A 13,120-nucleotide genomic window follows, 5' to 3' on the forward strand; every position below is an offset into this window, starting at 1 on the left:
GTGCGCGGTCCGGCCCCGCCGGCATGAGGGGGAGGGGATTTCAGGCGGCTTCGGGCTGCTTGCCGTCGTGCAGGGCGATCGCGCGCTGCATCGCCTTGCGGGCCCGCGGGGTGTCGCGGGCGTCGTGATAGGCGACGGCGAGGCGGAACCAGGTGCGCCAGTCGTCGGGAGCGGCCTCCGTCTCGGCCTTGCGCCGGGCGAAGACCTCGTCGGCGGAGTCGCGGTCGATGCGGCCGCTGGGAGTGCGCTTCAACTCGTCCACGGGCAGGCCGCCCTCGGCGTCGAGTTCCGCGGCGAGGGCGTTGGCCCTGCGGACGAACTGGGTGTTCTTCCACAGGAACCACACGCCGATGACCGGCAGGATCAGCACCGCGAGACCGAAGGCGACGGTGACGGGCGTGCCGGTCTCGATGAGCAGGACGCCGCGGCTGCCGACCAGGACGAAGTAGACGACCAGGACGGCGGCCGTGAGGGCGTAGGAGAGCTTCGCGCGCATGACGGTCAGGGGCTCAGTTCAGGTCCAGGAAGTGTTCCAGGCCGAAGGTCAGGCCCGGGGTGCTCACCACGCGGCGGGCGCCGAGCAGGATGCCCGGCATGAAGCTGCTGTGGTGGAGCGAGTCGTGCCGGACCGTCAGGGTCTCGCCCTCGGCGCCGAGCAGGACCTCCTGGTGGGCGAGGAGCCCGCGCAGCCGGACGGCGTGGACCGGGACGCCGTCGACGTCGGCGCCGCGGGCGCCGTCCAGGGCGCTGGTGGTGGCGTCGGGGGCGGGGGCGGAGCCGGCGTTGCGGCGGGCCTCGGCGATGAGCTGGGCGGTGCGCGTGGCGGTGCCGGAGGGGGCGTCGACCTTGTTCGGGTGGTGCAGCTCGACGACCTCGACGGACTCGAAGTACGGGGCGGCGATCTGCGCGAACTTCATGGTCAGGACGGCCCCGATGGAGAAGTTCGGCGCGATGAGCACGCCGGTCTCCGGGGACTGCTCCAGCCAGCCGTTCAGCTGCGCGAGGCGCTCGTCGGTCCAGCCGGTGGTGCCGACGACCGCGTGGATGCCGTGGCGCACGCAGAAGTCGAGGTTGGCCATGACCGAGTCGGGCGTGGTCAGTTCGACGACGACCTGGGCGCCGGCTTCGGTCAGCGTCTCCAGCTTGTCGCCCCGGCCGAGGGCGGCGACCAGCTCCATGTCGTCGGCGGCTTCGACGGCCCGTACAGCTTCCGAGCCGATCCGGCCCTTGGCGCCGAGGACCGCCACGCGCAGCTTGCTCATCTCTTGTGCTTCCTTCACCAGGGGGTTGTCAGGCGACGGCGTCGTGCAGGCGGGCCGCCTGTTTGTCCTTCAGCGGGCCGATGACCGACAGGGAGGGCCGCCGTCCCAGGATCTCGCGGGCGACCGAGCGGACGTCGTCCGGGGTGACCGAGGCTATCCGGGACAGCATGTCGTCCACGGACATCTGCTCGCCCCAGCACAGCTCGCTCTTGCCGATACGGTTCATCAGCGCGCCGGTGTCCTCCAGGCCGAGGACCGTGGAGCCCTGGAGCTGGCCGATCGCGCGCCCGATCTCGTCGTCCGAGAGGCCGTGCTCGGCGACGTGGTCCAGTTCGTCGCGGCAGATCTTCAGCACGTCGTGCACCTGCGACGGCCTGCAGCCCGCGTACACGCCGAACAGGCCGCAGTCGGCGAAGCCCGAGGTGTACGAGTACACGCTGTAGGCCAGGCCGCGCTTCTCGCGGACCTCCTGGAAGAGGCGGGAGGACATGCCGCCGCCGAGGGCGGTGTTCAGCACGCCCAGGGCCCAGCGGCGCTCGTCGGTGCGGGACAGGCCCGGCATGCCGAGCACGACGTGGGCCTGCTCGGTCTTGCGGTCGATCAGCTCGACGCGGCCAGCGGTGCGCAGGGCGCGCTTGCCGTCGCGGGGGGCGACGGGGTCGGCGGTGAGGTCCTTGAAGGCGCCGGCCTTCTCGAAGGCGGCGCGGACCTGCCGGACGACCTTGGCGTGGTCGATGTTGCCGGCGCACGCGACGACCAGGTGGGTCGGGTCGTAGTGCTTCTTGTAGAAGCGGCGGATGCGGTCGGCGGTGAGGGCGTTGACCGTGTCGACCGTGCCGAGGACCGGGCGGCCGAGGGGGTTGTCGCCGAACATCGTGTGCGCGAACAGGTCGTGCACGCAGTCGCCCGGGTCGTCCTCGGTCATGGCGATCTCTTCGAGGATGGCGCCGCGCTCGACGTCGACGTCCTCCTCGAGGATGAGCGAGCCGGTGAGCATGTCGCAGACGACGTCGATGGCGAGCGGCAGGTCGCTGTCGAGCACGCGTGCGTAGTAGCACGTGTACTCCTTCGCCGTGAACGCGTTCATCTCGCCGCCGACGGCGTCGATGGCGGAGGAGATGTCCAGGGCGGACCTGCGGTTCGTGCCCTTGAAGAGCAGGTGCTCCAGGTAGTGCGTGGCGCCGTTCAGCGCGGGGGTCTCGTCACGGGAGCCGACGTGCGCCCAGATGCCGAAGGTCGCGGAGCGGACCGAGGGCAGGGTCTCGGTGACGATGCGCAGGCCGCCCGGGAGGGTGGTCTTGCGGACCGTGCCGATGCCGTTCTGGCCTTTGATGAGGGTTTGGGTACGGGCGACGGCCCGCGCCTCGGAGGAGGTGCGGGCCGTCGCCTTGGAGCTGCTCGACGTCACTTGTCGGTGTCGTCCTTCTGGTCGTCGTCGGCTTCGCCCTCGATCACGGGGATGAGGGAGAGCTTGCCGCGCGAGTCGATCTCGGCGATCTCCACCTGGACCTTCGCGCCCACGCCGAGGACGTCCTCGACGTTCTCCACGCGCTTGCCGCCGGCCAGCTTGCGGATCTGCGAGATGTGCAGCAGACCGTCCTTGCCGGGGAGCAGGGAGACGAACGCGCCGAAGGTGGTCGTCTTCACGACCGTACCGAGGTAGCGCTCGCCGACCTCGGGCATCGTCGGGTTGGCGATGCCGTTGATCGTGGCGCGGGCGGCCTCCGCGGCGGGGCCGTCGGCGGCACCGATGTAGATCGTGCCGTCGTCCTCGATGGTGATCTCGGCGCCCGTGTCCTCCTGGATCTGGTTGATCATCTTGCCCTTGGGGCCGATGACCTCGCCGATCTTGTCGACCGGGATCTTCACGGTGATGATCCGCGGCGCGTTCGGGGACATCTCGTCCGGCGTGTCGATCGCTTCCATCATCACGTCGAGGATGTGGAGGCGGGCGTCACGGGCCTGCTTGAGGGCGGCGGCCAGGACGGAGGCGGGGATGCCGTCCAGCTTGGTGTCGAGCTGGAGGGCGGTCACGAACTCCTTGGTGCCGGCGACCTTGAAGTCCATGTCGCCGAAGGCGTCCTCCGCACCGAGGATGTCGGTGAGGGTGACGTAGTGCGTCTCGCCCTCGATCTCCTGGGAGATCAGGCCCATGGCGATACCGGCGACGGGGGCCTTGAGCGGCACACCGGCGTTCAGCAGCGACATGGTGGAGGCGCAGACGGAGCCCATGGACGTCGAGCCGTTCGAGCTGAGCGCCTCGGAAACCTGGCGGATCGCGTAGGGGAACTCCTCGCGCGTCGGCAGGACCGGGATCAGGGCGCGCTCGGCGAGGGCGCCGTGGCCGATCTCGCGGCGCTTCGGGGAGCCGACGCGGCCGGTCTCGCCGGTGGAGTACGGCGGGAAGTTGTAGTTGTGCATGTAGCGCTTGCGGGTCACCGGGGAGAGGGTGTCCAGCTGCTGCTCCATGCGGAGCATGTTCAGGGTGGTGACGCCCAGGATCTGGGTCTCGCCACGCTCGAACACGGCGGAGCCGTGGACCCGCGGGATGGCCTCGACCTCGGCGGCGAGCGTACGGATGTCCGTCAGCCCGCGCCCGTCGATGCGCTTCTTCTCCTTGATCACGCGCTCGCGGACCAGCTGCTTGGTGAGCGAGCGGTACGCGGCGGAGATCTCCTTCTCGCGGCCCTCGAACTCCGGCAGGAGCTTCTCGGCGGCGAGCTGCTTGACGCGGTCCAGCTCCGCCTCGCGCTCCTGCTTGCCGGCGATGGTGAGCGCCTGGGCGAGCTCGGGCTTGACGGCGCCGGTGAGCGCCTCCAGGACGTCGTCCTGGTAGTCGAGGAAGATCGGGAACTCGGCGGTCGGCTTGGCGGCCTTCGACGCGAGGTCGGCCTGGGCCTTGCAAAGGACCTTGATGAAGGGCTTCGCGGCCTCCAGACCGGCGGCGACGACCTCCTCGGTCGGAGCCTCGGCGCCGCCCTTGACCAGCTGGATGGTCTTCTCGGTGGCCTCGGCCTCGACCATCATGATCGCGACGTCGCCGTCCTCCAGGGTGCGGCCCGCGACGACCATGTCGAAGACGGCGTCCTCGAGCTCGGTGTGCGTCGGGAAGGCGACCCACTGGCCGTTGATCAGCGCGACGCGGACGCCGCCGATCGGGCCGGAGAAGGGCAGGCCGGCCAGCTGCGTGGACGCGGAGGCGGCGTTGATCGCCACGACGTCGTACAGGTGGTCGGGGTTGAGCGCCATGATCGTGGCCACGACCTGGATCTCGTTGCGCAGGCCCTTCTTGAAGGACGGGCGCAGCGGGCGGTCGATCAGGCGGCAGGTGAGGATCGCGTCCTCGGAGGGACGGCCCTCGCGGCGGAAGAAGCTGCCGGGGATCTTGCCGGCGGCGTACATCCGCTCCTCGACGTCCACCGTGAGCGGGAAGAAGTCGAGCTGGTCCTTGGGGTTCTTGGAGGCGGTGGTGGCCGACAGCACCATGGTGTCGTCGTCCAGGTACGCCACGGCGGAGCCGGCGGCCTGCTTGGCCAGGCGGCCCGTCTCGAAACGGATGGTGCGGGTGCCGAAGGCGCCGTTGTCGATGACGGCCTCGGCGTAGTGGGTCTCGTTCTCCACTAGCGTTTTCTCCTCGTCTTCGTCCCGGCTGCCCGTGTGGCAGGGGGACGGTTGCGGAGATGCGCGCCGTGCTGTGCTGGCCGGTCTTCGATCGAAGCACCCGGGGCTCGCTTCCCCCCGGGGGCCACTACCGAGGACCGGCGGCGGCCTGGTGCGCCTCTCCTCTTCTTGTCGTGCTGTGTCGTCCGTATTGCGTTGTGCTACCACACTACAAAGGGGTGGTGACACTCCGCACGTACAGTTCCGCGCGTACAGCAAAGGGAGCGGTCCCGTTTCGTCCGGGAACCGCTCCCTTCACGGCGTCTTACTTGGCGCCCGCCGCACCACGGCGGATGCCGAGGCGGTCGACCAGCGCACGGAAGCGCTGGATGTCCTTCTTCGCCAGGTACTGGAGAAGGCGGCGACGCTGACCCACCAGGATCAGCAGGCCACGGCGGGAGTGGTGGTCGTGCTTGTGGGTCTTGAGGTGCTCGGTCAGGTCGGAGATCCGACGCGACAGCAGAGCGACCTGGACCTCGGGGGAGCCGGTGTCACCCTCCTTGGTACCGAACTCGGCCATGATCTGCTTCTTCGTAGCGGCGTCGAGCGACACGCGTACTCCTCATAATCTGTGGGATAGCCACCGAGTGCCCCCGGTCTGCTTCTCGGGGGAGCTTCCATGACTCGGAAGGCGGGGATCCGCTGGGCGCGGCCTCCAGGGCGATCGGCTCCGGGGGTGCGTACACAAACGGCCGTCGACCAGGGTACCAGGCGGTCGGGGGTGTCTTTGCCCTGGTCCCCGAACCTCCCGGGCGGGGCCGGGGCGGCCACTAGGGTGGGCGGGCTCGGATCGTTCGTACGTCGGGAAGGGGTCGCTGCGAGATGGCGGAGACGGCTGAGGAGATCAAGGCACGCAAGGAGCGGGAGCGCGACGAGCTCTACGCCCTCGACATCTCCGGTGTCGAGTGGCACTGCGCGCCGGGCACCGAGGAGCACGAGGAGCGGGTCGAGATCGCCTATCTGCCCGAGGGGGCCGTGGCCATGCGGTCCTCACTCGACCCGGGGACGGTGCTGCGCTACACGGAGGCGGAGTGGCGGGCGTTCGTGCTGGGGGCGCGGGACGGGGAGTTCGATCTGGAGCCGCGGTCGTCCGACGAGGGCCTCGCCGCCACGTGAGCCCTGTCAAAGCGGGTGGCACGCGCGCGTGCCACCCGCTTTGACATGCGGTGCCCTAGCGCATGCGCTAGCCGGTCATGGCCCGCGCCTGCGCGTATACGTCGAAGACGGCCAGGGCCAGCGGGATCAAAGTGAGCAGGACGAAGCCCTCGGCAATCTCCAGGAAGCGCCCCCAGACGGGGGTGACGCCGCGGCGCGGAGCGATCAGGCCGATCGCGGTCACCAGGGCGGTGGCTCCGGCGATGGCGGCTGCGAGCCAGACGGAGCGGATGTCGAGGCCGGCGGTGTCGCCTTGGAGGGCGTCCCGCCAGGACTCCACGGGCGGGTTCAGGGCGAGTCCGAGGCCGAGGAAGATCAGGGCGGCCAGACCGGCGGCGAGTGTGGCGCCGACCTGCGCCGTGTAGCGGAACAGCTGGGCTCGCATCAGCATCGCGACGCCTGTGGCCAGGGCGAGGAGCTGCGCCCATACGTTGCCCTCGAAACCGAGAACGATCGACGCGCCGACGGCGACGAGTGCGCATCCGCCAACAAGGCCGACGAGGAGTTCGTGGCCGCGGCGGGCCTGGGCGGCGATGCGCTCGGCGTCGAGGGGCTCCTGCAGTGCGGTCTCCTCCCTCGTGTAGCCGCCTGCGGGGGTGGGAGCTTCGAAGCCGATGGGCAACCGGGCGAAGCGCATGGACAGGCCGGGCAGGAAGGCGAGGGCGCAGACCGCGAGCGGGGCACATACAGCGGCGGTCTCAACGGGCCTGAGATGGGTGAGCATCGCAACGAACGTGGTGAGCAGGCCGATCGCGGAGGCGAATACGAACGCCACGAAGGGGCCGTCGCCACCCGGCGACACCAGTGTGAGGACGACGGAGGCGACGAGGACCGCCGCACAGGCGAGCAGGAACTGCAGCCGCCCGATGCCCTGCCCCGCCGACAGGGGCAGCAATCCGGATCCCGCGACGGCGATGTTAGGGAGGGCGCCGAGGCCCAGGGCGACCGCGGAGCCCCGGTCCGTGTACACGCGCGCGCGAACGCACGCCATGGTGGTCAGGAGGACACCGGCGACGGCGGCCAGAATGCCCTGGAGGCTGTGCATGTCGTGGCGGGTCTGGGAACTCCAGATCACGAAGGCGAGCAACGCGGACAGGATCCCACCCGCCATCAGCCCGGCGACACGGGTGAGGGCGCCACTCCAGAGCGTGCGATCCTGGGTGACAGCGGCAGCCACCGCCTCGGAGACGTCGTCGAAGACCGCGGGGGGCAGCGACTCGGCAAAGGGCCGCAGCGTAAGCAACTCGCCGTCGAGGATCCGCTGTGCCGCGAAGGAGCGGGAACTGTCGAGAACGGTGCCGTCACGGCGTACGAGGTGATAGCCGACGGGAGCGCCCTCGGCGGGGCTCTGCCGGGAGAGCCGCAGGATCTCAGGGTAGAGGTCGGCGACCGCTAGGTCGTCGGGCAGTGCCACGTCGATCCGGCTGTCAGGCGCCACGATGGTGACCCGGCAGAAGCCAAACCCGGTGCCCACCCCGAGAGGGGCTCCGGTGCCCGCTCCGCTGGTCGCGCCGGTCGGCACTGAGGCCGTCATACTCACCTGCTGTTCCCCTCGTCAGTGGTGAAGGCGATCGCGGCGCCAAGCGCCCGACCGCCGGTAAGGATCTCCGTGCGTCGCGCCCGCCGCCCGCGCCGCCGGTCACATGCGCTGCTCGGCTGAGGAGCAGGCGGCGGCACTCGTATCGAACGTTGCGGATTGCCCGGTTCTCCTGGTCCGATTCGCAACTGCTCACACGTCTCGGGAGGCACCCTACCGTCCGCCGATGTCATTGCTTGTCAGTAGGATCACGCTTCGCGATCGACGTTCGCCGGACACGGGGCGGCAAATGGAACTGGTCGGCTGGGCAAGGGAATTGGTGCGAAGTGAGCCACATCGTCGTCAAGCGCCCACCGCGAGCACTGCCTAGGGAAGTGCCCACGGAAGAAGTAATGCTGCAACCACCGCCCGAGCTTCCGCGCGGGCAGCAGGAAGGCGCCCTGATGCAGCTCCTGCCCATGCTCGGCATGGGCGGGTCCGTGGTGTTCTTCTTCAACCCCCAGGCCCATCCCTTCATGAAGATCATGGGCATGGTGATGGTGGCCTCGACGATCGCCATGGGCATCGCCATGCTGATCCGATATCGGCGGGGCAGCCAAGGTCAGTTGGCCGACATGCGCCGCGACTACCTCAGATATCTGTCCCAGACCCGCCGGCACGCGCAAGATACGGCCAAGGCCCAACGCGACGCCCAGTACTACCTGCATCCTTCACCGGAGCAACTGTGGGCGCTGGTGGCAGAGGGCAGCCGGGTGTGGGAACGCCGCACTGGTGATGAGGACTTCGGGCAGGTACGCGTGGGCCTCGGCCCGCAAGCCCTGGCCACACCTCTGATTCCGCCGCAAAGCGCGCCGGTGGACCAGTTGGAGCCGTTGACGGCGGGCGCCATGCAGCGTTTCCTGGCCGCACACAGCACCCTCGAGGACCTGCCGATGGCGGTCTCTCTGCGCGCCTTCTATCACGTGTCGATCAGCGGCGAGCCGGCCACCGTACGCGGCACCGCCCGCGCGATGACCGCTTCCCTCGCGTCGCTGCACTCCCCCGAGGATCTCGTCATCGCCGTCGCCGTCACCGGTGAGGCCGCACCCGAGTGGGAGTGGGCCAAATGGCTGCCACATGTGCAGACGCAAAGCGAAGCTGATGGTGCCGGCAGCCTTCGTCTGATCACCACCAGTACGGTCGAACTCGAGGAACTGCTGAGCACCCGGCTCCAGGGCCGTCCGCGCTTCCATCCCACCGCACCGCCGGTGCCCGAGCAGCCGCACGTGGTGGTCGTTCTCGACGGTGTCTCCCTGCCCCCCACCTCACTACTGGCCAGTCCGGAAGGCCTGCAGGGCGTGACAGTTCTCGAGGTGGCACCCGGCCACCTCACGGGCGGACGCGGTGATCTCTCCGTCGTCGTGCATCCTCGCGAGCTGCGCCTGGAATCGGCGCACGGCATGGTCTACGAGGGCACGCCCGACGTGCTGTCCTACGAGGCAACGGAAGCCCTGGCCAGGCAGTTGGCTCCGCTGCGGCCGGCGTCGGGCGGTGACGACGACCAACCTCTCCTGGCGAACCTGGAGTTCACGGACCTGCTCAACCTCGGCGACGCCGCCGCCGTCGATCCCCGGCGCACCTGGCGGCCACGCTCGCAGTCCGAACGGCTACGCGTGCCGATCGGTGTCGGCGAGGACGGCCGGCCCGTCATGCTCGACCTCAAGGAAGCCGCGCAGGAAGGCATGGGCCCACACGGCCTGTGCGTCGGTGCCACGGGCTCGGGCAAGTCGGAGCTCCTGCGCACGCTCGTCCTCGGCCTCGCCGTGACTCATTCCTCGGAAACCCTGAACTTCGTCCTCGCGGACTTCAAGGGCGGTGCGACCTTCGCCGGCATGGCCCGGATGCCGCACGTCGCCGCGGTCATCACCAATCTTGCGGACGACCTGACCCTCGTCGACCGCATGGGCGACTCCATCCGCGGTGAACTCAACCGCCGGCAGGAGATGCTGCGCGACGCCGGCAATTACGCCAACATTCATGCCTACGAGAAGGCGCGCGCGGCCGGTGCCCCGCTTCAGCCGATCCCCTCGCTCGTCATCGTCATCGACGAGTTCAGTGAATTGCTCACAGCCAAGCCGGACTTCATTGAGATGTTCGTGCAGATCGGCCGTATCGGCCGATCGCTCGGTGTGCACCTGCTGCTGGCCTCACAACGCCTTGAAGAGGGGCGTCTGCGCGGCCTGGAAACGTACCTGTCGTACCGGATCGGCCTGCGGACGTTCTCGGCTGCGGAGTCGCGTGCCGCAATCGGCGTCCCGGACGCCTACGAGCTGCCGAACGTCCCCGGTTCCGGCTTTCTGAAGTTCGGCACCGACGAAATGGTCCGCTTCAAGGCCGCGTACGTCTCTGGTGTGTACCGCGCTGGTTCCCAGCAGGCAGCGGCGTTCAACGGACCGATCCCGGTCGACCGCAAGCCCGTGCTGTTCACCGCGTCCCCGGTGCCGGTCCAGTACATGGCGGTGCCCCAGCAGCGTCAGGAGGAGGAACCGGACAGGGCCGACGACGCACTCGCCGATACCGTGCTCGACGTCATCGTGCGGCGTCTTGAGGCGCAGGGTCCGGCGGCCCACCAGGTGTGGCTGCCACCCCTCGACAGCCCGCCCTCACTGGACTCGTTGCTGCCTGGCCTGGCTGCGGTACCGGGCCGCGGTCTCACCCAGCCCGGCTACGAGGGCGCGGGCCGGCTCGTCGTCCCGATCGGGCTCGTCGACAAGCCGTACGAGCAGCGACGCGACCCGCTCTGGACGGACTTCGCAGGCGCGGCCGGCCATATGCAGATCCTCGGTGGCCCGCAGTCCGGCAAGTCGACCTTGCTGCGCTCGATCCTCGCGTCGTTCGCGCTCACGCACACCCCGCAGGAGGTGCAGTTCTACGGGCTCGACTTCGGCGGTGGCGGCCTGTCGGCGGTGGCGGGGCTGCCGCACGTGGGCGGGGTGGCCTCGCGTCTGGACCCCGAGAAGGTCCGGCGTACGGTCGCCGAGGTGTACGGCATCATGACGCGGCGCGAGGAGTACTTCCGCACCGCAGGCATCTCCTCCATCGCCGAGTTCCGGGCCCGTCGCGCGCGGGGCGACATCTCGACGACCGACCAGCCGTGGGGTGATGTCTTCCTCGTCATCGACGGCTGGGGCAACTTCCGTTCGGACTACGACGGGCTGGAGCCCGCGGTGCTGGACATCGCGGCGCGCGGTCTCGGCTACGGCATCCACGTGATTCTCACCGCCTCGCGCTCGATGGAGGTCCGTGCCAATCTCAAGGACCATCTGATGAACCGCCTGGAACTGAGGCTCGGTGACCCCATGGACTCCGAGTTCGACCGCAAGGTCGCGGCCAATGTGCCGACCGGCGTGCCGGGCCGCGGTCAGACCCCGCAGAAGCAGCACTTCATGGCGGCGGTCCCCCGGATCGACGGTCTCTCCTCCGACACGGACCTGGCCGAGGCGACGCAGGCCCTCACCACCGAGGTCTCCCGGCACTGGCAGCAGCCGGGTGCCCCGGAAGTGCGGCTACTGCCGAGGGAGTTCCGGGCGGACCAGCTTCCCCCTGGCAACCGCTTCCCGAACCGCGGGATCTCCTTCGCGCTTGACGAGGACAACCTCCAGCCGGTGTTCGTGGACTTCGACCAGGACCCGTTCTTCCTCATCTTCGGCGAGAGCGAGTCCGGCAAGTCCAACCTGTTGAAGCTGCTCATCCAGCGCCTCACCGAGCGCTATGACGGCGACGAGTGCAAGCTGTTCGTGGTCGACAACCGGCGCTCTCTGCTGGGCCTGACGCCGAACTCGCATCTGGCGGAATACATCCCCATGTCGAACCAGATGCAGCACCACATGGACGCGCTTGCCAACCTGATGCAGCGCCGTACGCCCACCGCGGACGTGACGCCCGATCAACTGCGCGACCGCAGCTGGTGGCGTGGCCCGACGGTCTACATCGTCATCGACGACTACGACCTGGTGTCCACGTCGAGCGGCAATCCGCTGTCCGGCCTGACGGAGCTGCTGCCGTTCGCGCGGGACGTGGGGGTGCGGTTCATCATCGCCAGGTCGACGGCGGGCGCGGGGCGCGCTGGGTACGAGCCGTTCATGCAGCGTATGAAGGAACTCGGAGCGCAAGGCGTGGTTCTCGCCGGCGATCCCGGCGAAGGAGATCTGCTGGGTGGCGTGCGGCCGCGTCCGATGCCTGCGGGCAGGGGTGTGTTCGTGTCCCGCAAGCGGGGCAAGCCGCTGGTCCAGGTCGGGTTGGTGCCTGAGGGGCACGGAGGGTGAAGCGGCTGCGGCGGGTCGCGTCCGACCACCCGACCGTCGCCCTCCGCGGCGACTGACCCGGTTCGAGCGCCATGGGAGGCTGGCCGCGGCGACCGCCCGCGACGCGACCGACGGCTGGCCCTCCCCGCAAGGACATCCACATCAGTGGGTGGTCTGATGCAGGAAGCCGACGAGTCCTGGTTCGTCCCGTACGCGCAGCCCGCATGGGCATGTGCGAGAGTGCCCCGGCCAGGCATGGGCGATCTTCCGCATCCAGATTTGTCACCCGGCTGCTCAAGGGGCCCTCGGGGCAAACGCAGGCGGGGGTGGGCGTCTCCCGCGCACGCCCACCCCCGCAACTGAACCCTCCGCGCTCTACATGAAGTAGCTGGCGGCTTTCTTGTCGCCCTCCATGTACGTACCGCCGGACTGGCCGACGACGTGGCCGATGCCCATCAGGGCCTGGTGGATGTCGTTGGCTTCCTTGTCCCAGCGGCGCAGCTTCTCGTTGAACTGGTCCTGCGCCTGGCCCGCCCAGTACTGCCGACTGTTCTCCACCATCTGTCGGAGTTCCTGCAGATCCTGTTCGAGCTGCTTTGCCTCGTTACCGATCCTGGTGGCCGCGAAGTCCAGCCCGTCATAGGCGACGGAAAGACCGTCGTTGTTGCGGCTCATGCCTGCCAACCTCGTCTCATGTGTGTGCCGAGTGGTGTGCGGTGAAAGCTACCGATGACGGACGCCCTGGGGTCCAACCCCTCCGTCACGGTCGTCTCACATCGAGTTGAAAGCAGACGGCTGAACCGTGGGTGCACCGTCATTGACGCTGATTCGGCTGACCGCGGCGCGCACCTCGTCTTCCTTGCTGTCCGTGATGTTGCGCGCCGTGGTCATCGCTTCCATGACATCGCCGAGAATGCTGCCGATGTTCTTCAGCGACTCGTTGATCTCGTACTGCTTCCGGTCGAACTCGGCACGGCCGATTCCCTGCCACTGACCTTCGAGACCATCGATGACGCCCTGGAGCCCGTGCACGCGCTTCCGGATGTTCTCGTACTTCTCGTACATCTGCTTCTGCAGCTTGATTACCGCTAGGTCTTCAAGCTTCTGGTCGACAGCCATAGCCAGCCTTTCCTTGCTGTGTCTGTTGTCTGACGGTTTGGTCCTGTGCTCTCCTCGAGGAGGCAAGCACGCCGCGGATGCCCTGTCCCGTGTCTCAGGCTCAT

At 68.8% G+C, this 13,120-nt stretch carries 10 protein-coding genes; 2 read left to right on the forward strand and 8 right to left on the reverse strand.

Translation table 11 applies throughout. From position 1 onward, the window contains the following. Nucleotides 1-40 precede the first annotated feature (40 nt). The 5 genes from ABZ948_RS33370 to rpsO all read right to left on the reverse strand — a co-directional run bounded on the left by ABZ948_RS33370 (nucleotide 41) and on the right by rpsO (nucleotide 5,475). Nucleotides 41-496: a hypothetical protein gene (locus tag ABZ948_RS33370; RefSeq protein WP_359765933.1), complete on the reverse strand. Its 456-nt coding sequence runs from the start codon at nucleotides 494-496 to the stop codon at nucleotides 41-43. Nucleotides 497-509: 13 nt separating this feature from the next. Continuing rightward, entirely contained in the window at nucleotides 510-1,262 is a 753-nt protein-coding gene (dapB, locus tag ABZ948_RS33375; protein WP_359765935.1) for a 4-hydroxy-tetrahydrodipicolinate reductase, read from the reverse strand. 28 nt (nucleotides 1,263-1,290) lie between these two features. After that, a complete protein-coding gene (locus ABZ948_RS33380) occupies nucleotides 1,291-2,670 on the reverse strand; it encodes a M16 family metallopeptidase (protein ID WP_359765937.1) in 1,380 nt (459 codons plus the stop codon). Next, nucleotides 2,667-4,883, reverse strand: coding sequence for a polyribonucleotide nucleotidyltransferase (locus ABZ948_RS33385; RefSeq protein WP_359765939.1), 2,217 nt, complete (start codon nucleotides 4,881-4,883; stop codon nucleotides 2,667-2,669). The genes ABZ948_RS33380 and ABZ948_RS33385 overlap by 4 nt, the downstream gene beginning before the upstream one ends. 304 nt (nucleotides 4,884-5,187) lie before the next feature. Beyond that, nucleotides 5,188-5,475, reverse strand: coding sequence for a 30S ribosomal protein S15 (rpsO, locus tag ABZ948_RS33390; RefSeq protein WP_031484852.1), 288 nt, complete (start codon nucleotides 5,473-5,475; stop codon nucleotides 5,188-5,190). 269 nt (nucleotides 5,476-5,744) lie between these two features. Here rpsO and ABZ948_RS33395 point away from each other — a divergent pair, with 269 nt between their 5' ends. Next, entirely contained in the window at nucleotides 5,745-6,038 is a 294-nt protein-coding gene (locus tag ABZ948_RS33395; RefSeq protein WP_359765942.1) for a DUF397 domain-containing protein, read from the forward strand. A gap of 67 nt (nucleotides 6,039-6,105) precedes the next feature. Here ABZ948_RS33395 and eccD read toward each other — a convergent pair whose 3' ends face one another. Beyond that, on the reverse strand, nucleotides 6,106-7,611 hold the full coding sequence (gene eccD / locus ABZ948_RS33400; RefSeq protein ID WP_359765944.1) for a type VII secretion integral membrane protein EccD: 1,506 nt from the start codon (nucleotides 7,609-7,611) through the stop codon (nucleotides 6,106-6,108). 329 nt (nucleotides 7,612-7,940) lie between these two features. Between eccD and eccCa the strand changes: the two genes are divergently transcribed. Continuing rightward, nucleotides 7,941-11,918, forward strand: a complete 3,978-nt coding sequence (gene eccCa, locus ABZ948_RS33405) for a type VII secretion protein EccCa (protein ID WP_359765946.1) — start codon at nucleotides 7,941-7,943, stop codon at nucleotides 11,916-11,918. Between the two features lie 354 nt (nucleotides 11,919-12,272). Here the strand turns inward: eccCa and ABZ948_RS33410 are convergent, their stop codons facing one another. Both ABZ948_RS33410 and ABZ948_RS33415 read right to left on the reverse strand, forming a co-directional pair. Next, nucleotides 12,273-12,572: a WXG100 family type VII secretion target gene (locus tag ABZ948_RS33410; RefSeq protein WP_037767789.1), complete on the reverse strand. Its 300-nt coding sequence runs from the start codon at nucleotides 12,570-12,572 to the stop codon at nucleotides 12,273-12,275. 96 nt (nucleotides 12,573-12,668) lie between these two features. Further along, nucleotides 12,669-13,016: a hypothetical protein gene (locus ABZ948_RS33415; protein WP_037767790.1), complete on the reverse strand. Its 348-nt coding sequence runs from the start codon at nucleotides 13,014-13,016 to the stop codon at nucleotides 12,669-12,671. Nucleotides 13,017-13,120 lie beyond the last annotated feature (104 nt).

Source organism: Streptomyces olindensis, from assembly GCF_040645895.1.
GTDB lineage: Bacteria > Actinomycetota > Actinomycetes > Streptomycetales > Streptomycetaceae > Streptomyces > Streptomyces olindensis.